The sequence below is a fragment of the Streptomyces aureus genome (assembly GCF_000725495.1).
In the GTDB taxonomy this organism is placed as follows: Bacteria; Actinomycetota; Actinomycetes; order Streptomycetales; family Streptomycetaceae; genus Streptomyces; species Streptomyces aureus_B.
In genome coordinates this window covers 99,078-125,957 of the sequence record NZ_JNZD01000020.1, presented here as the reverse complement: position 1 = coordinate 125,957, position 26,880 = coordinate 99,078, and the positions used below count along the sequence as shown (strand labels likewise).

Sequence of the window (26,880 nt, the reverse complement as noted above, 5' to 3'; positions counted from 1 at the left end):
CAGCGGAGAAGGCAGGGGGTCAGGTCACGGAGCGCAGGCGCCGGGTTGCCTGGAAGGGGGCGCCGAACAGTCGGCCCGCCTCGTCGAGTTGCCGGCGGGCTCGTTGTGCGGCATCCCGCCGGTGGCTGGTGTCGTCGTCGGTGTGGACGGTCAGTTCCTGTCGGGCTGCCTCGCGCAGCAACTCCAGGTCGGGGGCTGCGCTGGGGCCTGGGGGGTGGTGGACCGGTGGCAGAGCCCCGGGGATGTTGAGGGCGTAGTGGCGTAGGAGCTGCCGTGCCCCGAGGGTCATCGCCTGCGGGTCGGGGGTGAGGCGTTCGATGGCCTCGGTGATTTTCACCGCGCTGGTCAGGAAGTGGACGCGGGCGCTGAGCGGACCCACGATGCGGTCTTCGAGCGACCAGACACTGTTGGTGAGCAGGGCTCTGGCGGGTGAGAGGTGGTCCGAGGTCAGGGCGGGGCACAGGTAGTAGGGGCGGGCTCCGGGCGCGGAGCGCCAGGAGCGTTCCTCGTCCCGTCGCAGGGTGGCCAGGCGGGTCGTGGGGAGGGATCCGGCGAAGAGGGCTTCGTGGACCTGGCTGATCAGTTTGGGGGCTGCGGGCACGGTGAGCAGGGTGAGGACCTGGTGGACCTGCTCGCGTGCCGGCATCTGGGCGGCCGATGGCCGGGTGTGTCCGTGGGCGGGGTTTTCCGCGTCGGGTTCGGTGTCGCCGTCCTGGTCGAAGAGGGCGTCGTAGGAGCGCTGCGCGCGGCGGAGTTCTGCGCGCAGGACTTTCAATTGGCCCTGGTCGCGCTGCATCTGGGCATGCCGCATGGCCTGTTGCAGCTGCTGCATGTGCTTTTCGAGGGCGTCCAGAGGCTCCTGCATGCGGAGCACCATAGCAGGTTCCAAAGTTTTCCGAGTTTCCCCTGAGAAGGGCGTGTAGAGTTCCCGGCACTCCACCAACCGCCCTGCCGACAAAGGGCGTTGGTTCCTCCTGCCGGGAGACGCCCTCATGAAGCTCCTTCACACCTCCGACTGGCACCTGGGACGCAGGATGCAACGCCGTTCCCGGGACGACGAGTTCGACGCCGTCCTCGCCGAGATCGCCGAGATCGCACGGCACACGCAGCCCGATCTGATCGTGCACAGCGGGGACCTTTTCGACCGTTACAGCCCTTCCGCAGGTGACGTGTTGCGAGCCATGCGGGCCATGGACTCCTTACGGTCGGTCGCTCCGGTGGTCGTCGTCGGCGGCAACCACGACTCGCCGCACTGGTTCGATGTGCTCGGCTACTTCTACCGGGGCACCGACCGCCCGGGCGGCCACTCCGTCACCTTCGTGCACACCGCGGCGGACGGCTCCGGCGGCGGACGGCTCCTCGACATCCCCACGCGGGACAAGACGCAGCGCATCCGGCTGGCGGCCCTGCCCTTCATCCATCCCAACCGGTTCATGCACCTGTTCCCGGGGCTCGGCACCACAGACGGCGCCTACGCTCAGGGCCTGCGCGGCCTGCAGGAAGACCTCGTCGCGCAAATGAACGAGGGACACTCCCCGCAGCAGGACGTCCTCGTCTTCGCCACCCATCTCTACCTCAGCGGCGCACTGCTGTCGGGCAGCGAACGCCACCTCGACGTCAATGACGCCTATGCCACCGCCCCGGACGATCTGCCGTCCGTCGCGTACTGCGCGCTCGGGCACATCCACAAACCGCAGGCCCTCTCCTCCAGCAGGGCCACGGCCCGCTACGCCGGCAGCCCCCTGCAGCTGGACTTCGGCGAGCGCGACGATCTCAAGAGCGTCGTCCTCGTCGAAGCCGACCCTCAGCGCCCCACCCGCATCACCACCCGCCCGCTACGGGCCGGACGCAAGCTGAAGGAATTCACGGGCACCCTGGAGGAACTCGCCACCAGGGCCGCGGAGTTCAGCGGCACCTTCCTGAGGGTGACCATCACCAGCCAGACACTGATCCCGCAGCTCGCGCAGAAGGTCGTCTGCGCCGTACCCGACGCGGTCGTCGTCGACATGCACGAGGACTGCGCCGAGACCCGGGTCACGCCGCTGGACGGCAGCGATCTCCCGGAGGAGGAACCGGAACTCACGGAATCCTTCCGCGCCTACCTCACCGAGCACGGCACCCCGGGCCGGGTCGCCGACGACGTGCTGGCCGCCTTCAGCTCCCTGCTGCAGCACCCCGACGGCGACGAGCCGCCGCCCTGCCCGGCGGAACTCGCCCTGCAGAAAGCCCTCGAGAACCCCTGGACGCCCAGCCGCACCGGATCGGAGACGGAATGAGGCCGCTCAGCATCACCCTGTCCGGAGTTCGCAGCTACACCGGAACCTGCGGGCCGCTGGACTTCACCGGAAAAAGCCTGGTCGGCATCCTCGGCGACACCGGTGCGGGCAAATCGACACTGCTGGAGGCAATCACCTACGCCCTCTACGGCAGGACATCCTGGGGAGAGGGCGGATCGCAGCTGATCGCCGACGGTTGTACGAAGATGTCGATCGACTTCGCCTTCGCCGTCGACGGGACCACCTGGCACGTCACCCGCGTCTGCCACCGAGGCGGCCGCGCCTCCGACGTACGCCTGCACGGCGGTGACACCGCCCACGGCACATCGGTCGACGGCGCCACACGGGTCAACCAGCGCATCAGGCAACTGCTGAACCTGGAATACGACAGCTTCAAGAGTGCGGTGCTGCTGCCCCAGGGCAAGTTCGACGTCCTCCTCAACGCGACCGGTACCCACCGCACCCAGCTCTTGAAGTCCCTGCTCGGCATCGAGGAGCTCCAGCGCCTGCGCCAGCGCGCCGACAACCGGCGGGCACGGTTCACCGATCTCGTGCTCCGGGCGACCGAGGCGCGCGGCCGCCTGGCCGAGGACCCCGAAGCCGACGCTCACCGCCTGCGCATCCGCCAGACGCAGGCCGAAAAGACAGCGGCCGACCTGTCCGGGCACCTGAAGACGCTGTGCGAACTGCAGCGTCAGGCCGGTGACCTGCAGCAGCACAGTACGGACACCACCCGCGCGGCTACTGCCCTGACCGAATGCACTGCGACCGACGTCCACGCCCCGCTCACCGCTCTCATCACCGACGACCAGGCCCTGCGCAGGCAGTTGGAGATCGCCCACCGCTCGCAGGAGAAAGCCGAACAAAAGCGTGACCGGCTGCAGGCTTCGCTGGACGAGGACCGCACCGCCGGTCTGAGCATCAGCACGCTCGCCGCCGCAGCGGAGGTGCTGGAGGGCGCCCCCGGGCTGCTGAACAGCATCGGCGAGCAGCAGCAGGAACTACAGCAGGACCTCGACCGCTTCCAGAAGGACGAGCAGTCCATCGCAAGCGACGAGGAACGTCTGGCCGACCAGGCGGCCCGGCTGACCGGGCTCCGGGAGAACGCCGAACGCGCCCACACGCGGGCGGACGAGGCCGGCTCCGCCCTCGAACGCCTGACGGGCGCCGTCCGCGTCCTGCTCGAGGAGGGCGCAGCCGTCGCCGGTCACCGCGGCGAGGAGACCGCGGCCCGGGACCGATACGGAGAGCTCTCCGCGGCCTCGGCCGACGCCGAGGCCGCCCTCGCACGGCAGCGCGGACTGCTGGAAGAGGCCGAACGGGCGGTGGAAGAGGTTCAGCGCAGCGAAGCCGCCCACACCGCGGGCCGAGGCCTGTCCACGGGTGATGCCTGCCCCGTCTGCACACATCCCGTCGACGACTCCTACGCCGCTCCCGAGCCTCAGGATCCCAAGGCGCTAAAACAGGCCAAGCAGGCCAGGGCAAAAGCTGCCACCGCCGCCAACAACGCCCTCCACGTGCTGCGGGACGTCCAGAGCGAAATCCTGCAGGCGCAGCGGGCGCAGCAGGAGCACCGCGAGAAGGCCGAAGCCGCCACTGGCCGCATGGACGCCCAGCTCTCCCCTGTCCAGCAGCATGCCCAGGACGTGGCGACCCTGACCGGCCACGACGCACCAGAGTCCTTCGCCGCGCAGGTTCTCGCGGAAGCCGGTGCCGCCGTGGATGCGCTCCTCGCCCATGGGCGACAGACCGCGGCCGAGCGCCTCGCCCTGCTGGAGACCTTGCTGCCGCAGGCCCGGTTGCGTGTCGGCCGGGCGCAGGACGCCGCCACCGCCGTTCATGACACCGCCCGGTCGGCCGCGGCGGAGGTCCAGGCCGGGCAGGCGGCACTCGGCCAGCGGCGCAAGACCCTCAGTGCCGGCCGCGAGAAGGCAGAGCGGGAGCAGCAGCGACTGGACCGTGCACGCCGGCAGTTCCTCGACCGGTTGACGTCGATGCCGCAGCCGGTCCGCCTCAGCTTGCCGGACGCGGACGCACTGCCGTCGCCACAGGCCATCGCCGCCTGCACGTCGGCAGTCGCCGCGCATCTGGGCCGCCTCGGCGACCTCGACCGCGCATACACCCAGGCTCTCGAAGACCTGCGGGAGCTGGCCACCCAGAGGGAGAGACTGGCCGGTGAGCACCGGCGGTGCGTCGCCGAACCGCTGCGCCGCCAGCAGGCAGAGCTCGAACGGCGCGCGGCCGCGGCCGCGACCGCGGCGCACCTGCTCCACGACGGCGCCGTGCCGCTGCCGCCCCCGCCCGCCGCGTGGGACGAGCCGCAGGACGTGGCGGACCACGCCACCGCTCTCGATGCGGCCTGTGCTGCTCTCCACGAGGCCCTCGACGCCGGGCGGCGCAGCACCCAGAACACCCTCGACGGGCTCGCCGCCAAGGCCGCCACCGCCTACCAGGCCCTCATGGCCCTCACCCCACAGACTCCCCTTCCCCTTGCAGCCGGCATGGATCTGCTGTTCGCCGCCGACCTGCTGACTCCCGTCCACGAACAGACGGGCGCCTTGCGCAAAGAGGCCGAGCGCGCAACATCCGACCTCGAGGAAGCGCTCGCCCAGATCCCCCACGTCCTCGAACTCGAGGCAGCCATCGCAGCGGGCAAGCAGCAGCAGTCCGCCTGGACCGGGCTGTATGAGCAGATGAGCGACTCCAAGTTCCCCAGCCACCTGGCCGACCTGCGTACCCACGCCCTGCTCATCCACGGGAGCCGCCTGCTCAAAGAGCTGTCCGCGGGCCAGTTCGCCTTCAGCAAGGACTTCCGCATCGTCAGCCTCGGCAACAACACCGCCCGCAGCCCCAGGACCCTCTCGGGCGGGGAGACCTTTCAGGCCTCGCTCGCTCTGTCCCTGGCCCTGGTCGAACTGCACAGCCGCACCAGCGCCCGACTGGAGAGTCTCTTCCTCGACGAAGGATTCGCCACCCTGGACGCCGGGGCACTCGAAAGCGCCCTGTCCGTGCTGCGCACCCACGTCGGCAGCGACAAACTCCTGGCCGTCATCAGTCACCTTCACCCCGTCGCGGAAAGCGTCCACGACGTCCTGTGGGTGAAGAAGGACGTCTCGGGTTCCACCGCCCGCTGGCTCGCCCCGGAAGAACATCACACCCTCGTGCGCAGCGACTCCCACAACCTGGCCGAGCTCACATGACCCCCTCTCCCGGTCTTGGAGCTGCGCCGTGCTGTTGTTCGACGCCCCTGCTGCGCCACACGAAGCGGCGCAGGTCGTTGCACAATGTGACTGCATCATTCGTTGGCGCCCAGGAGCAATATCGTGACCACACCCGATCAAGTAAGGCCACCCGCGATCAAATCATTGCGATTTTCGCAACGCCCGATTACGGTGGGGTAATGACGGAATCGTTGAATGCGCGAGTGCGCCAGGTACTCGAGGGCGTCGGCGACAACCAGGTGGAGTTCGCGCGGCGCATAGGGATGACCGCCGACAAGCTCAGCAAATCCCTCAACGGAGCACGGCGTTTCACCTCCCTGGAACTGGCACTCATCGCCGAGCAAGGGCACACGACGGTCGACTGGCTGCTGCACGGCACCGAGCCGCGCCAGGCCACGGCGATGGCCGCCCGCACCCGCGCGCGGGGCGTGGCGGCACCGGACGACAGCAGGGCGGCCGCCTTGCGCTACGCCGAGAGCATCGACGCTCTGGCCGGCGTCGGACACCGCCCGGACCTGCCCCGGCTGCCCTCCCTGCCCGACGGGTCCGACCTCATCGCGCAAGGTTCCCAACTGGCCGAGGACGCCTCAGCCATGATCGGTCACAGTCCGCGTGGAGTCACCGTGCGGGGGCTTGCCGAACAGTGGGAGAAAGCCTTCGGCCTCATCGCCGCGGCCACCGACCTTCCTGACGGTCTCGACGGACTGTCGTGGGATACGGGCGACTTCCGTCTCGTGCTGGTCGGCCGCACGGACGTGTGGACGCGCCAGCGCTTCACCCTGGCCCACGAACTGGGCCACATCCTGGCCGGCGACGCCACCGACCGGCCGCTCACCGAGCACGTGACCCCCAGTACGGACCAGGGTCGGGCAGAGATCAGGGCCAACGCCTTCGCCGCCGAACTGCTCATGCCGCGCAAGGAACTGTCACACAGCGCAGGCAACGCGGGCCGCCTGAACAGGGAAGCGCTGCTGTCCCTGTCGTGGGAGTACCAGGTTTCCCCCAGCGCGATGGCAACGCGACTGCGTACGCTCGGAATCATCAGCGACGAACAGCGCCGCTCGTGGTCAGCCGCCACCACCCGCACGGCGGCCGAGCATGCGGGAGACCCCGGTCGGCACATGCAGTACGCCCAGCAGGCCGGCGACGGCTGGTACTCCGCCAGCCTGGCCGAACTGGCCATTTCCGCCTACGCGAGGGGGGACATCAGCATCCGGCTCGTCGCCACCGTGACCGGGCTGGACTCCGAACGACTGCTGGACCTCTTCCATCCGGATCCTGGGGCGCGCGAGGGGACTTCGCCGCCCGGCGCCCCAGCGACCAGCCCTGCAGAACTGGCCTTCTTCCCGTGACCTCGTGGTGGTTCCCCGACAACACCGTGCTGTGCAACTTCGCCTGCGTCGACGCCCTCGGCCTGCTCGAAAACATCCTCAACGGGCGGGGGCGGTGGACCGAAGCAGTCGCCTACGAAGCAAGCAGGTCGGCTCAGAACACCTACGCCCAACTCGCCGATGTGGCCGTCAGCGGATGGCTCGGGGAGCCTCTGGAAATCCAGATGTCCGAGGCCGACCTGGTCGAGCGCGTGCGCCGGGCCGCATTCGGCGGCTCCGCCAGTGCACCTCTGCAGCATCTGGGAGAAGCGCAGACACTGCACGTCATTCAGCACTGGCCGGACTTCAGAAGTTCCTTCTGGCTCAGCGACGACCGCGCGGCGTGCGATCACGCCCGCCGTCAGGGCATTACCACGCTGGAAACCTGGGACGTGATGGCCCATGGATGCAGCGCGGGCGACATCACCCACACCGATGCCTACAAGCTCCTGCGACAGATGCGGGATGCCGGACGGCACCTCTCCATACCGGACGATCCTTCCGGTCTGCTCCGCTAGCCCCCTCCAGGCCGACCCCTGTCAAGATTCGATTATTTTCGGTCCTTTGTGATCGATCATCGGGAAGCGGGTGCTTCCCGCCCTACCCTGACAATCGATACCTTCCTGGCCTCACGCGGCCGAGAGAACGGCCTGAGGGGGACGGGAGTTGAGGGAAGGCTACTTCGGTGGCGACGACGGCCTCGAAGACGACTTGGACGAGCGGCGCGATCTCTTCAGGTATGTCACGGTCGACAATGCGGCCGAATACCTCGCCATCATGGACCAGTTCACGCAGACACTGCTGACCGACCTGTCCGCAGCCGAGGTCAGTGAGGCACTGGCAAATCGGGGCATAGCCCTGTCCCCGGAGGAGGCGGAGGCCCGCTGCACCAGCCTGGTCCGCTGGAAGAACCTCATGCCGTCCGCACGTGACCCCCGTGTCCCCACGGTCGCCGCGCTGCGCTACACCCGGGCCCGTTTTCAGGTCACCCGGCTCGGCGGCACGGTCCACCGACAGGTCACCAAGGTCCTGCAGATGCGCGACGGCGCGCGGGAGGTGGCACGCGAACTGCTCGGCAGCATGGCCGCGCTGCTGTCGAAGATCCTCCGCCAGGCACACCACCCCCGCACCATCGACGCCGAAGCCCTGGCAGCCGATGTCACCACCGCCTTCACCAACCAGTCGTACTTCGCCGACAGCATCCGTGACTTCTACGCCTATCTGTCCTCCGTGCTGGTCCGCTACGACCTGGCCGGTGAGGAGTACGCGTCGTTCAAGGGCCTGCTGCTGGAATACGTCCACCTCATCGACACCGACGTGTCCCGTCACTCACCCGCGGTCCTGAAATGCCTGGAAGACCTCCAGCCGGTCCTGGACCAGATTCTGAGTGCCCTCGACAGCCTGCCGGGCCTGGCCTCTGCGGACGGCGCCCCCGTCGAGCGGCTGCCCGGCCGGCAGTACAGCGACTGGGCAGAGCTGCTGGCCTGGTACAGCGGCGGCGACGGAGGCATGTCCGGCCCGGCGCAGCTGCGGGCCGCGGCCGAATCGGCTCTGGGGCAGTTGCTCACCAACGCGCGACGCATGCTCACCCCTGGCGGTACCGGAGGGGCGAGGCGCAGCGATTTGATGCACCTGGCCGGCCTGTTCGCGCAGGCCAGTGTCGAAGAGGCCCACCGCGGATTCTCGGCCGCCTTCGGCGCCTACCCCGCACGCCATGTGAGCTTCGGACCCGACGAGGCCGACCCCCGCGACACCGCTTCGACCTCGTGGTGGGACGCCGGCCCGGTGGACGTCCCGGTCTCCTTGCGGGAGCGTGGTGACCGCACGGCGCGCGGACGCACCGCACGGGTGCCCGACCCGGGCATGGACATCACCCGCCTGCAGGAGGAAGCCGCCCAGGAGCTCACGGCCCGGCTGGCAGCCGGAGCCGAACTCGCCGCTGCCGGTGTGCTGGACGGGGCGCACCTCACTCCTGCTGCCCGTGATCTGCTGCTGGAGCTGGTATCCATGGCGCTGGCCAAAGAGCTCAGCCCGTCAGAAGCGGTGCGCGTGGACGACGTCGATCTCAACGTCGCTGTGGACGTCGCGGAATCGGACACCGACACCGTGGTCAGGTCGGACGACGGCGAGACGACCTTCTTGTGTCTGGCTCTCAATGCCTGTGCCAGCGACCAGAGCCGCCCCGGCGATACGCCGGAAAAGAGCGCCGCAGACGCATACGCTGACCACGCGGGCGGGGACCGGCAGCCGCCCTCGGCCGCAGGAGGCACCCAGTGAGGGTGATCACCATGCCGCACGGCTCCACCGCGCAGCACGAGACGGCGGAGCGGCGTATGGCTGCCCGCACCCTGCTGGCCCAGCCCGTGCTGACGTCGCACCGGCAGCCGGACGAACTGGCCTTGGTCCGCAGGCATTCCGTCGCGCTGCGGTCCACTTTCGCCAAACTCCTGAGCTATCACCTCATCGTCGAGACGTCCTTTGCCCGGCTGGTGAAGACGCCGCCGAGTCCGGACAGCCCACTGCGACCCGTCCAGCGCGGAGACAGTCCCCCTTTCACCCCGCAGACCTATGCGTTGTTCTCGCTGGCCTGTGCCGCATTGCTCACCCCCGGCACCGGGGAGTGGCTGCTGATCTCCTCATTGGTCGAACAGGTGCGGGCAGACGCCGCCTCTGCCGGTGTGGAACTGCGCGACACCCCTTCGGAAAACCGCCGCTTGGTGCAGGCCGTCGGGCTTCTCATCGACTGGGGTGTGCTGACCGAGACCGACGGATCGTTGTCCGCGTGGAGTGAACGCCGCGAGGAGGGTGTGTTGCAGATCCACCGCCCCCTGCTGCCGCATGTGCTCCCCCGCCCGTTGCGTAACGTGACCTCCCTGTCCGACCTGGCATCCCAGCTGCCGAGCGGGGCATCCGAGCCCCGGCGCAGTCTGCGACGCCGACTGGTGGAAAACCCGCTGGTGAAGCGGGAAGAGCTCCCGGAGGACGAGCGTGATGTCCTCTCTCGGGAACGCTCGGAGCTGACGCGTCTTTTAGAGGAGCACTTCGGGCTGACGCTGGAGGTCAGAGCAGAGGGAGCCCTGGCCTATGACACCGAAGGAACCCTCAGCGATGTGGCCTATCCGGGTCCGGGCACCGTACGCCAGGCCGCGCTGCTGCTGACCGACGCGCTGACCGATCTGGGCCGGCCGACGGTGGGTCACCACGTCCCCGGAGCCGGGGCAGATGTCCCGGGCCTCCTGACACCGTGGGACACGGTTCGCAGTGAACTGGACGCCCTGGCCTCGCGCTACGCCAAAGCCTGGGCCGGGGCCTACATCGCCGATCCGGCGCGTCTACAGAAGGAGGTGGTGGCCCTGCTGGAATCGATGGCGCTGGCCTGCAGCCTGCCCGAAGGTCTGGTGCTGCATCCTGCAGCGGCCCGCTACCGGCCTCAACCGCACGCTCAGCCAACACGCACAGCACGGCAACGGGGCAACACACCGCGCGCTGGCGCGTCGCCTTCCGGTGCACTGTTCGCTGAATCCCTCCTCAGGGAGGCACTGTGAGTGCTCTCGCCTTTCCCGGCCCGCGCAAGCCCGACAGCCCTGCAAGCGGGCAAGCCAGTGCGGTCCATCCCTACCGGTGGCGGCTGAACCGGGCGGGAATCGTCAACGTCTGGTTCTATTTCGACCAGCGCTTCGATCTCTCGGGCGGCCGCCTCGTACTGCGGGGATCGAACGGATCGGGCAAGTCCCGGGCCCTGGAGATGCTGTTGCCGTTCGTGCTGGACGCCGACCGGCGCCGCATGGACGCCACCGGGTCCGGCAAGGTCCGGCTGGAGGACCTGATGCGGGCGGGCGGGGAGGGCCAGGCCAACCGGCTCGGATATGTGTGGCTGGAGCTCACCCGTGACGTGGAGGACACCGGCGGCAAACAGCGCACAGAGTTCCTGACCACAGGCGCCCTGATCCGCTTCTCGCACAGCACAGCGGAAGCGAAAGCCTGGTACTTCCTCACTCCCCTGCAGGTCGACAAGGATCTGTCCCTTCTCGACACCGGCCGGGTCCCACTGTCGAAGGAAGGTCTGGCCGCAGCCATCGGAGCGGACCGTCTGACGTCGTCTCCCGACGTCCACCGGGACCGGGTACGCGCGGCTGTCTTCGGACTCCACGGCGACCAGGGACGGGAGCGGTATGCGGGTCTGCTGCAGTTGTTGCACACACTGCGCTCACCCGACGTGGGCAATCGGATCGACGAAGGCCGTCTGCCCCAGATCCTTTCCGACGCCCTGCCCCCTCTGTCGGACAAAGCCATCGCTACAGCGGGTGAGGAACTCGACGGGCTGGAAGAAACCCGGGCTGCGCTGGCCCGGCTGGAAGCCGCCTACGGTCACGTCGCAGACTTCCTCAGGGTCTACACCCGATACGCCACGGGCGTCTGCATCACCGCCAGTGACCGCACCCAGGCTGCGGCCGTTCTCGCCCGGGACACCGACACGGCGGCCGCACAACGGGAGAAAGCGCACCTCCAGCTCGTCCGCGACCATGCCGACGCAGTGGCTGAAGGCAGTGAACTAGAAGGCTACCGCGACGAGTTGGAAGCACTCGTCGCCGGAATCCGGCAGTCGAGCGAATACAAGGCTGCCCGGGAACTCAGCGAACGCCTGAGCACCCTGCAGGCCCTGGAAGCGGCCGCCCGCAACGCCATGTCAACCGCCAAGGCGGCCCGCGAGGAAGAAGGACGCAACGCCGACGCGTGCAACGAAGCGGCCCAGGACGTCAAGCATGCGGCGGACGAGGCGGCCGAGATCACTCAGCAAGCCGGTGAACTGCTGGTCCGGGCAGGTCTCCATACCCCACTGCCCCCTGCGCCGGACATCGAAGTACGGCCGTCGGAGCCCGTGATGGAGCCGGTGCGCACCGCAGTGGATGCCGACCCGGAACCGGTAGACCGCCCAGGGGCACTTCGCCTTGTCCCCGCCCCGGACAGTATCGCCGCGACGATCGACGAGCTGCTCGCAGCGATCCCTGCTCTGCGCTCCGCCGCGTCCACCCGAGCCCAGCAGGCAGCCGCACGCGCCAGCGAGGCCAGGGAAGTGGCGTTGGCCCTCGAGAAGGTACGGCGCGCACAGGACCGGGCCGAAGACGCCGCCGAAGACGCCAACACAGCTGAAGGAAAAGCTGAACGGGCCGAGACCAACCGCGATGAAGCGGCCACGAAGCTGGCCGTGGACTGGCGGGCCTGGACCGCATCCGCGCGCTCGCGGCGTCTGCTGGGTGCCATCGACTGGCACGGCACGGCCGTCGCCGCACTCCTGAACGATGTCGAGGCCCTGTCCGGTGATGTGCCAGACGGCCCGGAAGCCGACCGTGAGCTGGCCTTCCTGGACGCGCTCGCCCAGCAGATGGCTGCGCCTGCCAGGGCGTTGCACGCACAGCAGATGGCTGCGTTGGCTGCACAAGCTCAACAGGAGCAGGCCCGGCGTGAGCAATTGCTGGCCGAAGCCAGGGAACTGCGTCGGGAGCGGGATGTGCCGCCTGCGGTGCCCGACTGGCTGGACAGTCCACCCCCCGGGGCTCCGGCACTGTGGCAGTTGCTGGAGTTCCGTCCCGAGGTCGACGCCCCCCTACGGGCCGGCGTGGAGGGCGCCCTGCTGGCCTCGGGGCTGCTGTACGGCGTGCTGACGCAGGACGGCAACGTGATCGCCAGCAACGGTCAGCTGCTGCTAACGACCGACGGTCCCCCGGCGCTGCGTTCACTACGCACGCTGCTCGTCCCGACCGGGAGCGATGGTAGGACCACGGCTCGCATCAACGCAGTCCTGGATCAAATCGGTCTGAGCCCAGGACATTCCACCTGGGTGTCGTCCGACGGGGCGTGGGGCAACGGCCCTCTGCGGGGCCGTCATCTACCCGCCACCGCCCGCTACATCGGCGCCACCGCGCGGGCAGCCGCCCGCGCAGCCCGACTCGCCGAGATCGACGTGCTGCTCGAACAACTGCAGCAGACGGCTCAGGCGCGCAGCGAGCAACAAGACGCCCTGCTGACCGGGCTGCGGGACCTGGAGGGCCATCTGGTGGAGGCTCCGCGCTCCGTGCAACTCGCAACACTGCGCCTGCAGGCCGCCTCCGCCCGCACAGACGCCGTCGCTTGTCGCAGGCAAGCGAGTGTGCTCGCGGAGGAGGCAGAGCGGATGCAGCGGGCCTGGACAGCCCGCCAGCGCAGCCACCGTGAAATCTGTACGGCCCTGGGAATGCCCGAGGACGCAGACGGTCTGCGGACCATGCAGGCCTGTGCGGAACAGTCACACGCCATGTGCCGGAATGTGAGCCGTGCCAGTGAGGCGGTCAAGAAACACCTCGGCCGCCAGCTGCTGCTGCTGACACGCCTGAACACAGTCCGCGATCGGCGCAGCACGGCAGAGGAGCACGCCGAGTCGGCAGCTCTGGACTGGTTGCGGGAAGCTTCCGCACTGGCCGCATTGCGCGAAAGCCTCGGGTCCAGTCCCCAGGAGGTACACGACCGTCTCGACGCAGCCGAGCGGGAACTCAAGCAGACCAAAGAGATCCTGCAGCGCACCAACAGCCAGGTACTCGGCCTGACCGGCCAGGTGGCCGCAGCCAAGGAGAAGGCGCAGGGTGCCCGGGAGAAAGCGCAGGAGGCAAGGGCAGCTCTCGTCCAGCAAGCCAAGACGCTGCACCGGCGCCTGGGGCATCCAGCTCTGGCCGTGGCCCTGGTCCCGGGCACCATTGCGCCTGCGGTGCTGCTGTCGACGAGCGCCAGTGCGGACGACGTCCTGGCGGCGGTGCGCGAGGTCCGGGCAGCGGTGCAGCGGCCGGATAACACCGCCGATGCCACAGCGCTGGTGCGCGCCCAGTCGGTACTGGAACGCAACACCGCGGGCGCCTACGACGTGACTGTCACGATCGAGGACGAACTCCACGTCGTGGAACTGACGGATGCCAGCGGTAGGCGCCACATCGCTGATGCAGCAGCCGACCTGCGGGAACGACGCGACCGTGGACGCAGCGCGCTGACCCAGCGTGAGCGTACGGCCTTTCACAATTTCGTCCTGGGCGGGATGGCCGAGGAACTCCGCAACCGTATCCTCGAGGCCGAAAGCCTGGTCAAGGCGATGAACGCCTCGCTGGAGCCCATCACCACCAGCCACGGCATCGGCGTCAAGATCCGCTGGCGTCTGGCCGATTCGGCCAACGAGCACATCATGCGGATCAAAGAACTGATGAAACGCGACGTACAGGTACTGCGGGTAACAGAATCCGAAGAACTCATCAGCCAGCTCAAGACACTCGTGGACGCCGCCTACAGCAATGACCCGCAAGCCGGATACGCCACCCACCTGCACACGGCGCTCGATTACCGGGCCTGGCATGTCGTGGACGCCTACATCACCGGTCCCGAACCGGGCCAGGAGCGCAAGATCAGCCGTCGGGCCAAGCTTTCGCAGGGCGAGACCCGCTTCGTGTCCTATGTGACCCTGTTCGCCGCCGCCGATGCCTATCTCAGCAGTTTGCCCGATACCGGCCGGGCCCTGCGGTTGATCCTCCTGGACGACGCTTTCGCCAAAGTCGACCACCGGACCATCGGTGAACTGATGGCGCTCCTGGTTCGCCTGGACCTCGACTTCGTCATGACCGGCCACGCCCTGTGGGGATTCTTCGCCGAGGTGCCTGCCTTGGACACCTACGAAGTGCGCCGCGCCGAAGGCACCGCGGCCGTGACTACCCACGTCCACTGGGACGGCCGCACCCGCCACCTGCGCGCCGCATCATGACCAGCCAATCCCTCCCCCAGATGCCCGCCCCCGTCCGCGGATACCTCGGCGATCCCAGTCTCACCGCTCTGTGGGCGGCGGCCCGCAGACGGCTGGAACGCAACCGCCTTTCCCCCACCGGCACCGTGCAGGTCCAGCTCGATACCGAAGGCGCCAAGCGGCTGGGAGGACTGCTCGGCACCCGGCTCGATCCGGGCCTGCGCCGCATCCAACTGGGTGCCCTGGACGCGGCCTTGAGGGCATCGGCCGCCCAATGCGGCCTCGTCAGCGTCGTGGCGGACTTGACCGGCCAGCCCCTACAGGACCGGACGTCGAACAAAGAGGCACAGCAGACAGCATGGACCGTGCTCTGGCAGCAGCTGGACGGCGACCTTACCTGTGCAGGTCTGGCCCATGCGGGCTGGATCGCCGACTGGCTCGAGGAGTTGAGGAGCACCGGAATTCTCACCCGTGCCGGCGTCGAAGCAGCCACCATCGCTCTCAGCTCCGCGGTGCGCACCATCGCCACCCTCACGGACACTCCTCTTCGCCCCCCTCCCGGCAACGGAGCAGGAGTTGTGAAGCAGTGGGAGCTGAGTGAGCTGGCTGCGCACACGACCGGCGATGCCCACGGACTCGACGAGGGCCGTCTCACCGGGGTTCTGGTCCTCAAGGCCATTGCAGCCGCCTGCACGCTGGCGTCACCCGACTCGGCTGCAGGCCGCAGACTGCTGTGGGAACGGGTTGGCGTCAGCACAGACGTCCTGTCAGGGACTATCATGGTGTGGCGGCTCGCCCCGCCCGGACCGCACCCCTGGGCTCAGATGATGCGCGACCGGCATGACCTCGCGTTGGTAACCCATCTGACTCTGCAAGAACTGCGCGCTGTCCCCGATGTTCCTCTGACACCACCGGGAATGACCGTGCATTTCTGCGAAAACCCGCAGGTGCTTCAAGCCGCTGCCCGGTACGGCCTGCCCGGCATCCTGATTTGCGGAAGCGGCAACCCGTCCGCAGTTGGATGGGAACTGTTGCAACGACTCACCAGCGGCGGAGCGGACGTCGGCTATCACGGTGATTTCGACTGGCCCGGCGTCGCCATCGCCGAACGCGTGATACGTGCCGGAGCACGCCCCTGGCGGATGCACGCTGCTGACTACCTCAACGCGCTGGCCAAGCTGCCCACTGACCGTCTCACCCCTCTGGCCGGGGAATCTGTGCCCACCCCGTGGGATCCACAACTCAGGACAGTGATGAGGCGGCAAGGCTTGGCAGTGCACGAGGAAGCGCTCCTGGCCGAGCTCCTTGGCGACCTGCGCACCCCCGTCGACGCGTAGCGCCAGCCCCCTCGGCGCGAACCTGTGCAAAAGCCAGTTGCTTCTGGTAAGAACGAACTGGCCTGTGCAGGGGCAGAAGTGAAGACCAGTTACCCGTGTCGTGCGCGGCTGTACCTGGCGATGTCAGGCGTGCTCATGCTCAAAGATGGACGGCCTCGTTGCCACCGCTCATATACCTGGATACTGTCTTGGTAGCCATGCGGACCCTGGGCTGAAGCGCCGGGTCTGACAGCAACTCACCTTCGGCCATGCGGACGAGCCTGGAACTCGTGCGACACGCCAACTGGCTGGGTTCCCCGTTCTTGTGGAGTCCCGGACGCGTCTTCGCGCCCCGGGCTGCTTCTGAGCTGAGATGTGATGTGAGACAGAAGTGATTCATTCATTCATTGCGCACACGAGCCCGGCACGGAGCAGGGTGTTCGCCCTCGTGAAAGGACCGGGGGAAGAGTTGGAGGCGGTGACCACTCTGGGGGCCGGTGATCTCCATTTGGCCGGGGAACTGGTCGGCGCACTCAACTCCTTCCTGGCTGATCGAGACCAGACAGCCCTCGAAGAGGTCCTGAATCGAGCCCCGAAGCCTGTGCGCATGGCCGCGCAGCAGTACCTCAGAGACAATTGTGCACCGGCGGTCGGGGCTTTCACCGAGTACGGGCCGGTCGATGTTATTCGCGAGGCTGTCTGCTTCGGCAAAATCGACGAGGAGCTCGAGGAGTATCTGGAGAGCGCGTACACGATCGGGCTCGGAATTCGCATGTCGAACGAGAGTCGGCGCGATGGCGGCGTCTGGTGGGTCATCAAGCTGCTTAGCGACGAGGTTTCCGTGCCAGCCAGTGCCGAGCCTCGCACCTGGGCGCTTCCCGCAGAAGCGACGGTCCTTCAGACGTGGACGAGTGGAGAGCGGGCCAGCGATGTCGGCCCTGTTCGCAGCGCGCTCAACGTAGCGGAGGATGCAACGGCTCAAGGACGGTGGGTAAGGGTCCATACGTTGCTTCACAGCCGCTACGACGTCGACTACGAGGGCAGCGGGACCTCGGAGTTCGTGGTCGATGTCTTCGATGCCCCCATCCCAAGGGAACGGTGAGGCGAGTAGGCAGGACTGCCCCAGGCGTCAACGCAGCCGCCGCTCAGAGAACCTGTGCCGCACCCGGGGCCGCCCCAGCCATTGGCGGGGCGGCCCCGGGTGACTGACCGGAGTCTGTCGACCACCACCCCGGCGGCGCAGAAAGGGTGAGCTGTACCGGCTCGCCGGCGAGCAATTTGGAAGAGCGGCAGCTCAAGCAACTCGCCTCACCCAAGACACTCCCCCGTGAAGTCTCAGCGCCTCCAATCGGATAGCTCGTTCAAGTGAGCAATCCGCTGGTCGCGTTCACTCTGCTCAATTCCACCAGAGCCGCGACAGCTACCCGACAGCCTGGCAGGTCACACAGTCGGCGGTGACCGCCTTGGCCGCTTCGCGATACGGGGCCCGGTCAGTGCCCTGATGGGCTCGTCCAGTCCGTGCCCCCGGGCAAGGAGCAGTCTGATGCCGGTACCAGCGCCTTGTCTCACCATCCACGTCACGCCGGGCGCGCACGGCGCGCGAAGGACGGCAGGGCACGACGATGTGGTCACCCGGCCACCATGCCTTTAACGAAGACCAATCACGTGATGTGACACGGCCGTACGACCGACACCAATCACCCCTGAGAGGCCAACGGTCACACGAGTACCCGCACCGCCACTGCAGCCGCCACCGTGAAGACCGCGACCGGCAGCATGAGTACACGCAGCCAGCCAAGCCGACCAGGAAGTTCGGGTCCGTCACCGCTCATCCCATGTCGCTCGCCTTCCGTGTCGCCGAGCGACGCACGGCGCCTCGGGCAGTCCCCACACGCCTCGGCCAGCCAATAGGCACCGGTCAGCTGAGCGAACACCACACCGCCACCGTCATCCCTCGCAGCGCTCACGCAAGGACAACGACACACCCCTCAGCCCGCTACGGCACTTCACCGGCCCGTGATGCCACTGCCGCAAGGTCGTGATCGTCCCGCGTCGAAACTGCACACCGCAGCTCGAATGACGGGCAAACACTGATGGCGCGTGGCCTGCCACAGGCCATCGGGCGCATGGTGGATGCCCTGCGCGGCGTGGGCCTCTGGTCCCGACGGCGAGCCCCGAGACCGGGACGAGGACCACAACAGCGCCCGTCGCCACCTCCCGCCCGGTCAGATAGGCAGGACGCAGGTTCAAGAAGACGATCAAGAGGGGCGTCATCAGGCAAGGGCCGCAGCGCCTGGCCGTGCCGGCACCGTTCGCGGCTCCTTTGCGGCCTCGTCGATCCCTCGGCCGCAGTCGAACTGTTCACCGGATGCTGCAGGAGCATCGTTGCTCTGCTGCCAGAGTCTGGCCTGCTCCGCAACTCCCGCAGTGTCCTCCGGACGACCTCGTGAGGCATCCCGTCTCAACGGCTGCGTCCAGCCCGTCGGACGTATCTGAAACCGGAGTGCTGGGCACAAGCGCTGGCCCGCAGCCACGCTGTCAAGGGGCAACTCAAAAGATTGACTCGGTAGTTGCACGCGCTACCCATTACTCGCCACAGGTCGAACCCTCGATCAGACCGGAATTCAGTCCTTCGGGCCCATGGACTGGGAAGACGCAACTTGACCTGGAGCTCGCCTATCGTTTTGGCATGTTTCCGGAGAGTGTCGCTACATATTCCTCCAGCGATTCGTAAAATCCTGACCGGCACTCCGGAATCATTTTGAAATCTGACGTATTGACAGGTTGCCCAGATAAGAGGGTGCATCGGAACCTTACGTACATCTCACATACGTGTAAGGCTCACGTAAAATTTCCGATTCTTTAACATTGCATTGCTTCAGGTTGACCTTTCCGCGGTGGTGTGACGGCACGGGTGTTCCCAATGAAGAGGATCAGCTTCCCGGCCGGGGCGACCCGGCTGGACAGCTGACCTGGAAGGACACCCGACTATGCGTCAAAGACGCGCGACCCTCATCGGGTCGCGGCCGACGCCTGCACGCCGGCGAAGACTGCGGCAGGTAGCCATCGGCCTGGTGATGGCCATGGTTGCCGAGGGGGCCCTGGTTGCGGAAAGCGGCATGGCTTTCGCAACAAGTCCCAATAACGGCATATCTGAGGCATTGGCGGCCTCGGCCTCCGAGTCTCCGTCAGGACCCGCTGAGGCTGAGGACGAGGCTTCGGCGGTACTGATGGCCCGCCTGCAGGACCGCAAGATTGAGGTGCTCTCGGCGCGGACGTCAAAATCCACGACGTATGCACTGCCCAGCGGGGCCATGCAGACCGAGGCCTACGGCGGACCGATCCGCGTGGAGCAGGACGGGCACTGGAAGGACATCGACACCGCCCTGTCTGACACGGGTGACGCCCTGGAACCCAACGCGGCCGCTGCGGACATCGCGGTGTCCGACGGCGGGGACACACAGCTGGCGTCGGTGGCCAAGGGCAAGGATTCATTCGGGCTCGGCTGGGCGGACAAGCTGCCCACCCCGTCGGTGAAGGACGACACCGCCTCCTACAACCTGGGCGACGGGCAGAAGCTGTCGGTCACCGCGCTGGCCCAGGGCTTCTCCGAGAACATCAAGCTGTCCCAGCAGCTGGATGACAGCACGCCCACCTACCGGATCCCCCTCAACCTGGACGGGCTGAAGCTGTCCCAGGCCGACTCAGGGCATCTGCTGCTGAAGAACGCGGACGGGGACCTGGTCGCCGAGGCGCCGGCCCCGATGATGTGGGACGACTCCAAGGACCCGGCATCGGGTGAATCCGCCCACCAGCAGCGGGTCGACACACAGGTCGAGACCGATGCGGACGGGTCGCAGACCTTGATCCTCAGCCCGGACAAGGACTTCCTGGCCACCGCGACCTACCCGGTGACCATCGACCCGACCTCCACGCTGGCAGTGACCACCGACACCTGGGTCCAGAACCCCGACTACCCCGACTCGCAGGTCTCCTCGCCCGAGCTGAAGTCGGGCACCTACGACGCTGGCACCGACGTGGCGCGCTCGTACCTCAAGTTCGACGTCTCGCCCTTCGCGGGCAAGCACATCATCGACACGAACCTGGCGCTGTACTCGTATTACTCCTCGACCTGCGCCACCACCGGGGCAGGAACCCAGGTCCGGCGCATCACCTCGGACTGGTCCTCGTCCTCGGTGACGTGGGCCGCGCAGCCGACGACCACCACCACGGGTGCGGTGACCAACACGGCGGCGCTGGGCTTCTCCTCGTCGTGCCCGGCCGGCACGATGAACTTCGACCTCGACACCATCGTGCAGGCGTGGGCTGACGGTTCGGCCAACTACGGGCTGCAGGTTCGCGGTGCCAGCGAGACGGACTCCACCACCTGGCGGCGGTTCCGCTCGGCGAACTACATCTCCGGCGACGACACGGTGGAACCGCACCTGACGGTCACCTACAACTCGTACGCCACCAACTCGGCTTCGGCAGTTTCGCCGAGCGTCGCCAATGCCTACAACGGCAAGCGTTACGTCACTTCATTGACGCCGATGCTGTCGGCAAAGGTCAGCGACGCCGACGGCGGCACGGTCAAGGCTCAGTTCGAAGTAACGCCCGACCCGGCGTACAACGACACCTCGTACACCTACACGGCCACCACGGCAGCTGTGGCATCAGGTGGAACAGCCAAGCTGACCATCCCCTCGGCCAACGCCTTCCCTGCTGGATCGCATCTGCGTTTCCGGGTCCGTGGCTTTGACGACTCGGACTACGGCACCTGGTCGGGCTATTCGGTGTTTGTGTTGAACACCGCGCTGCCCGTCGCGCCGAGCATCTCGTGCGACTACCCGGCGAGTACCTGGTCAGCAAAGGCACCGGGTGCGGTCTCTTGCACCCTGGACACAACCTCGACGGACGGTCAGGGCTTCAAGTGGGGCCTAGACGATGCGGCCATGGGCAAGCGCGTCGATGACACGGTGGACGGCACCGGCGGTGACCCGCTGACCATCAGCATCACGCCTGCCGACGGCTGGCACACGCTGTACGCCCAAACCATTGACTCCGGCGGAAACCTGTCGGCCACCAACACCAAGTACTCCTTCGGCGTAGGTGCGGACGGTGCAGCGCTGCTGAGCCCCGGCGACGGCGACCGGCCCGCGCGCAGGGTGGCCCTGTCCGCGACCGGCAAGCCCACCTACACCGGTGTCACCTACCAGTACCGCCGCGGTGAGACCGACAGCTGGCACAACGTGCCGCTCGCGGATGTCACGAAGAACAGCGACGGCTCGGCTGTGACGGCGTGGCCGCTGGCCACCCCCAGCGGTGCGCCGCCCGCGCTGACGTGGAACATCACCACGTCGCTGACCGAGGACGGCCCGGTGGACATCCGCGCCGCGTTCACCGACGGCACCACGACCGGGTACTCGCCGTCGTCGACGGTTGCGTTGGACCGCAACGCGGGAACCGCGCCCAGCCAGGCGGTCGGTCCCGGTTCGGTGAATGTTCTGACTGGTGACTACACCCTGTCGGCCACTGACGCCTCGGCGTTCGACATGTCTGTCTCGCGTACCGCGTCCTCCCGTCGCCCGAACGCGGGTGCCGAGCAGGAGGGTCAGGCCCCGATCTTCGGCCCGCAATGGACCTCCGGCACGGTCGCGAACATCACCGACGCCCGCTGGGCCTACGTGCGTCAGACCTCGTCCACCTCGGTGGCCCTGGTCGACGTGGACGGGGACGCCACCGGTTTCACCGCCACCAGCTCCGGCGGGTGGAACCCCGAGCCCGGCGCGGAAGACCTGACCCTGACCGGTTCGCTGACGGGTTCGTTCACCCTCACGGACGACGAAGGGACGAACACCACATTCGCCAAGGTGGACGCGTCCGACGCGCAGGTAACCACATGGAACGTGGCCACCACGAAGCTGGCCACCAACAACTCCACCACCACCGTGTACGCCACCAAGACCACGGTGAACGGCAAGCCCGCGGCGCGGCCGAAGTACATCATCGCCCCGACCTCCGCAGTGGACTCGGCCACCTGTCAGACCGACCCGTCCGTGAAGGGCTGCCGCGTACTGGAGTTCCTCTACCCCCTCTCCACCACCGCTACGTCAACGTCCTTTGGTGACTACGTCGGCCGGGTCAAGCGCATCCGCCTGTGGGCCACCGACCCCGGTGCGTCCGCTTCCACCGTCACCTCCATTGCCGCCTACAACTACGACGACTCCGGTCGGCTGCGCGAGGAGTGGGACCCAAGGATCAGCCCGACGCTGAGCACCAGCTACACCTACGACAGCTCCGGCCGGGTCACCACCCTGGCCCCGCCAGGTGGGCTGCCGTTCACCTTCACCTACGGCACGGCCGGCAACGCGGCCACCGCGGGCCCCGGCATGCTGCTGGCCGCCTCCCGTCCGACCCTGGTCCCGGGCTCGAAGACGCAGACCGACGGCGGCACCGCCACCAGCTCGATGGTCTACAACGTGCCGGTCTCCGGCACCGGCGCGCCGTATCAGATGGGCACGACGGATGTAGCCGCGTGGGGACAGACCGACGTACCGACGGATGCCACCGCGGTCTTCCCCGCCGACTCCGTCCCCTCGTCCCACGACGGCACCGCCCTGTCCGGCACCGCCTACACGCGTGCGGCGATCGCGTACACGGACGCCTCGGGCCACGCGACCAACGCCGCCCAGCCCGGTGGCCACATCAGCACGAGCGAGTTCGACCAGTTCGGGCACGCGACACGGGAGCTGACCGCCGGCAACCGCGAGCTCGCACTCGCCACGAGTGGGGCAGGTCTGAATGAGCTGACCGCCCTGAACATCGACAACCTCTCGACCGCCGAGCGGGCCGAGCAGTTGTCGACCACCCACACCTACTCCAGCGACGGGCTCCGGGAACAGGAGGAAACCGGCCCGCTGCACCAGACCGTCCTCACTGCCACGCTCAACGCGGGCACGGGCGGCACCAACCTGCCTGCCGGCACCCAGGTTGCAGCCCGCCAGCACACGGTGACCACGTACAACGAGGGTCGGCCGACCGACGGCTCTGCTGTGGTCGACAACCAGCCCACCACCGTCACCGTGGGTACGCACGTGGACGGCTACCCGTCCGACGGCGACCTGCGGGTCACCAAGACCGCCTACGACTGGGTCAAGGGCCTGCCCACCTCCACCACGGAGGACCCGAACGGTCTGCACATCACCCGCACCATGCAGTACGACAGCCAGGGCCGGATCATCAAGACGATCCAGCCCATGTCCAACGGCAGCGACGCCGGCACCACCGTGACCGCCTACTACTCGGCCACCGGCACCGGGGCCTGCAACGGCCGCCCGGAATGGGCCGATGAGGTCTGCTCGGTCGGACCTGCCGACGCGATCACCGGTGGCGGCTCCAACCCCAGCCAGCTGCCCACCAAGACGTACGAATACGACCGCGAAGGCAATACCGCCAAGCAGACCGACACCGCCAACGGCACCACCCGCACCACCACGACCACCTTCGATGCCGCCGAGCGCCCCCTCACGACCTCCGTCACCGGCGGCGTAGGCGCCACGGTCCCGGACGCCACCACCACCTACGACACGGCCACCGGCGCCGTCGCCACGGAAACGTCGAACGGCCAGACGATCACCCACACCACCGACATGCTGGGCCGGGAGATCTCCTACGACGACGGCGCGGGCAACACCGCGGCCACCCAGTACGACGCGCTCGACCGGCCCATCCAGGTGACCGACTCGGCCCCGTCGACGACCACCTACACCTACGACACCGCCAAGGACCCGCGGGGTGTGGAGACCTCCCGCACGGACTCGGTCGCAGGCACCTTCAAGGCCACCTACGACGCAAACGGCGCCCTGGCCACCGAGCAGCTGCCCGGCGGCTACACCCTCACCGTGACCCAGGACGAGACCGGCGCGCAGACCTCCCGGGTCTACACCAAGGACAGCGACGGCACTATCGTCGCCTCCGACATCGCCGACCACTCCATCCAGGGCCAGACCGTCAACGACACCGACACCGGAGGGCTGACCCACTCCCGCGCCTACACCTACGACGCCACGGGCCGTCTGACCCAGGCCGACGACATGGGCCCCGACGGGACCTGCACCCGCCACGGCTACACCTTCGACGGCAACAGCAACCGCACCGCCCTGGCCACCAATGTCAGCGCCGCGGGCACAGCATGCAGCTCCACCGGCGCCACGACCGTGAACAACTCCTACGACAGTGCCGACCGGCTGGTGAACAGCGGAACCGCCTACGACGCCTTCGGCCGCACCGCTGCCCAGGCCAACGGCGCGACGCTCGGCTACTACGCCAACGACCTCGTCCGCCAGGAGACGTTCGGCACCAGCCGACAGACCTGGAGCATGGACGCGGCCGGACGCCTCGCGTCCTGGACCACGGAGACCAACAACGCCGGCACCTGGAGCCAGACCGGCCTGACAACCAACCACTACAACAACGACAGCGACAGCCCCACCTGGTCCGCCGAGAGCACCGGAGGCGGGACTACCAGCCGCAATGTCCACGGCAGCGAGGGCGACCTGGACGCCATCACCAGCGCCACGGGCGACACCGTCCTGCAACTGACGGACCTCCATGGAGACACCACCGTCCAGCTCCCCTTGAACAGCGGCCAGGCAGCCACCGCACACGCCTACGACGAATTCGGCAACGCCGAGGACGGCACCGGAGCCAGCCGGTATGGGTGGCTCGGATCCAAGGAACGAGCCGGGGACACGCCTTCGGGGCTGATCCTCATGGGCAAGCGGCTCTACGACCCGGCATACGGCCGCTTCCTGCAGACGGACCCGATACCGGGAGGCTCAGCGAACAGCTACGACTATTCCAACCAGGACCCGGTCAACAAATTCGACACTGCTGGAACGTCGTGGTGGAGCACCATCGTCCACATATGCAAGTGCGTCAGTGCGATCACTGTAGCGGTCGGGTCGTGGTACTTCCCGTGGGCGAAGGTGGTCAAGCTGCGGCGGGATATCCGGGCACTCGGAGGACTCTGGGAAACCGCGAGCCTGTTCGTGCGCACCACCAGCTGGACAGTGCTGAAGAGGTACCTCCGCAACTCCGGTGTCAGGTTCCTCGCATCGGTTCTGGGAATCAATGAAGTGATCGACAACTGCAAGTTCCACCACAAGAAGCACCACCCATGGTGGCAGTGGTCGTAGACCGACCGACATCGCGTGCATCGATGTTGATAGCACCGTCATAAGGGTGTCCGGGCGGGTTATTCCCGCCCGGACACCCTGCCCCGGAGACACCATGAGGACATCATGATCGATTCTGGTTCCGCCGCCACCGTAATCACCTACGTGGCCTCCATCACCGCCGTGACCTCATCACGCCTGTACCTGAGGAAGCAATTCAAGATCATCGATCCGGTGGTCGGCGAGATCGAGAACCTTACCGAAACGCTCTCTCGACTGAATAGATTCCCTTTCTCATGGGGTTGGTTCTCCATGGGTATCGGACTCGCTTTGGTCGCAGGTGGAATCCGAAACTATACGCCTCTCCGGGACGCCAGCCTCGACGATATTCTCTTTCGGTCGCTTCTCCTCGGGGGCGCCCTCGATGCAACTTGGTATCTCGCGCGGCGAAGACTGCAGCGGCATGGAAAAACTCGAGCTGTCTGCCGAGTTGTGCTGTGTGCCGTAGCGGCGGCCGCCGGGCTAATAGCTGCATGAGCAAATAAGATAAGGAATGGCCGTGGAATCCGAGCCAACACCAGTGATCCAGGAAAGCCGCGGCGCCTTGTGATCGCGTCTTCAAGACGGATTCGTTTGCCGAAATTTGTATTGCCGCCTCCTTCAGCCCGTTCACCGCGGGGTGAAAGGACGGAAGACAGGAAAGAAATGCGTAGATTCGCAGCACTGCTGATAGCTCCCGCCGTCCTGCTCACGGGATGCAGCAGCGATCATTCATCGGGCAAGGCCCGCCCAGACGGCTGGCACCGGCCGCTCGCAGCCCCCACCGTTTCCGTGCGCGCGCGGCCCGAGCCCGCCGCGGTGCGCACCGACGCCGTACTGCCCGCCATCGCGGGCCAGTTCGGACACCCGGCCAAGATCACCCTCCCCAAGTCCGCGCCGAGCGGCAAGTTCGTCGTAGCGCCGCAGACGCCGGGGCGGGGACTCGCCGCACACTCTGGCGACATCGCCGTCGTCCGCTACACAGCCAAGGTGTGGCGCACCGGCAAGGCGCTGCCCGGCTCGTACGGCAAGGGGACCCGGCCGCAGGTGTTCGCCATCGGGCGGGGCGCGACGCTGCCTGCCCTGGACCGGGCCGTGCAAGGTGGGCGCGCCGGGAGCCGGGTCCTGGTCGTCGCACCCCCGGCAGCCGCGTACGGGACGACCGGCAGCGCCCAGCTCGGGGTCACCGGCAAGGACACCGTCGTGTTCGCCGTCGACATCCTGAACGTCATCGGCGCCCACGCCCTCGTCCCCGGCGAGCAGCACGCGGTCTCCGATGCTCTGCCCGAGGTACGCATGAACAAGGGCAACGCCACCGCAACCCTGACCGTCCCCGACAAGGCGGCCCCCACGGGGCTCGTCGTCAAACGCCTGGTGGACGGCACCGGCCCGGTGGTGAAGGCCGGGCAGACCCTGGTCCTCCAGCACTCCTCGGCCGCGTGGGAGCCCGCCCGCGGCAAGGATGAGGCGCGGCTGTTCCTCAGCTCCCAGGCGGACGGAGGACCGCTGCCGGTTGTGACCGGCCGGGGCAACGTCATCCCGGGGTGGGACCGCGCTCTGGTCGGCCAGCGGGTCGGCAGCCGAATCCTCGTGGTCATCCCCGCGAAGCTGGCGTACGGTGCGCATCCCCCGAAGGGTCTCGAGCCCGGCGCCACGGTGATCTCGGTCCTCGACATCCTGTCCGCCACCTGAGGTGATGCCGGGACCGGTCACTCATCCATAGGAAGTT

13 protein-coding genes are annotated in these 26,880 nt (G+C 67.6%); 12 read left to right on the top strand and 1 reads right to left on the bottom strand.

Features of this window, described 5'->3' with window-relative positions:
• Positions 1 to 19: 19 nt before the first annotated feature.
• Positions 20 to 865 (bottom strand): hypothetical protein, encoded by an 846-nt coding sequence (locus IO36_RS24040; protein ID WP_037622914.1) that lies wholly within the window; start codon positions 863 to 865, stop codon positions 20 to 22.
• A 127-nt stretch (positions 866 to 992) separates the two neighbouring features.
• On the opposite strand from IO36_RS24040, the gene IO36_RS24035 reads away from it, so the two are divergent.
• From IO36_RS24035 to IO36_RS23985, 12 genes are all read left to right on the top strand, one after another.
• Positions 993 to 2,276, top strand: coding sequence for an exonuclease SbcCD subunit D (locus IO36_RS24035; protein WP_051900879.1), 1,284 nt, complete (start codon positions 993 to 995; stop codon positions 2,274 to 2,276).
• Positions 2,273 to 5,476: an AAA family ATPase gene (locus IO36_RS24030; protein ID WP_037622848.1), complete on the top strand. Its 3,204-nt coding sequence runs from the start codon at positions 2,273 to 2,275 to the stop codon at positions 5,474 to 5,476. The genes IO36_RS24035 and IO36_RS24030 overlap by 4 nt, the downstream gene beginning before the upstream one ends.
• 224 nt (positions 5,477 to 5,700) lie before the next feature.
• Entirely contained in the window at positions 5,701 to 6,849 is a 1,149-nt protein-coding gene (locus IO36_RS24025; protein ID WP_051900878.1) for an ImmA/IrrE family metallo-endopeptidase, read from the top strand.
• On the top strand, positions 6,846 to 7,385 hold the full coding sequence (locus IO36_RS24020; RefSeq protein ID WP_037622846.1) for a PIN domain-containing protein: 540 nt from the start codon (positions 6,846 to 6,848) through the stop codon (positions 7,383 to 7,385). The genes IO36_RS24025 and IO36_RS24020 overlap by 4 nt, the downstream gene beginning before the upstream one ends.
• A 148-nt stretch (positions 7,386 to 7,533) precedes the next feature.
• Entirely contained in the window at positions 7,534 to 9,144 is a 1,611-nt protein-coding gene (locus IO36_RS24015; protein ID WP_051900877.1) for a TIGR02677 family protein, read from the top strand.
• Between the two features lie 11 nt (positions 9,145 to 9,155).
• Positions 9,156 to 10,412: a TIGR02678 family protein gene (locus IO36_RS24010; protein WP_051900887.1), complete on the top strand. Its 1,257-nt coding sequence runs from the start codon at positions 9,156 to 9,158 to the stop codon at positions 10,410 to 10,412.
• Positions 10,409 to 14,641, top strand: coding sequence for a TIGR02680 family protein (locus IO36_RS24005; RefSeq protein ID WP_051900876.1), 4,233 nt, complete (start codon positions 10,409 to 10,411; stop codon positions 14,639 to 14,641). The genes IO36_RS24010 and IO36_RS24005 overlap by 4 nt, the downstream gene beginning before the upstream one ends.
• Positions 14,638 to 15,957, top strand: a complete 1,320-nt coding sequence (locus IO36_RS24000; RefSeq protein WP_037622844.1) for a TIGR02679 family protein — start codon at positions 14,638 to 14,640, stop codon at positions 15,955 to 15,957. Before IO36_RS24005 ends, IO36_RS24000 begins: the two co-directional genes overlap by 4 nt.
• Before the next feature lie 415 nt (positions 15,958 to 16,372).
• Positions 16,373 to 17,038, top strand: a complete 666-nt coding sequence (locus IO36_RS23995) for a hypothetical protein (RefSeq protein ID WP_037622843.1) — start codon at positions 16,373 to 16,375, stop codon at positions 17,036 to 17,038.
• A gap of 2,128 nt (positions 17,039 to 19,166) precedes the next feature.
• A complete protein-coding gene (locus IO36_RS23990) occupies positions 19,167 to 25,133 on the top strand; it encodes a DNRLRE domain-containing protein (protein ID WP_051900875.1) in 5,967 nt (1,988 codons plus the stop codon).
• Between the two features lie 105 nt (positions 25,134 to 25,238).
• Positions 25,239 to 25,649, top strand: a complete 411-nt coding sequence (locus tag IO36_RS46925; RefSeq protein WP_158997456.1) for a hypothetical protein — start codon at positions 25,239 to 25,241, stop codon at positions 25,647 to 25,649.
• A 168-nt stretch (positions 25,650 to 25,817) separates the two neighbouring features.
• Complete coding sequence (locus tag IO36_RS23985; RefSeq protein ID WP_037622841.1) at positions 25,818 to 26,843, top strand: FKBP-type peptidyl-prolyl cis-trans isomerase; 1,026 nt, start codon at positions 25,818 to 25,820, stop codon at positions 26,841 to 26,843.
• The last annotated feature ends 37 nt before the right edge of the window (positions 26,844 to 26,880 follow it).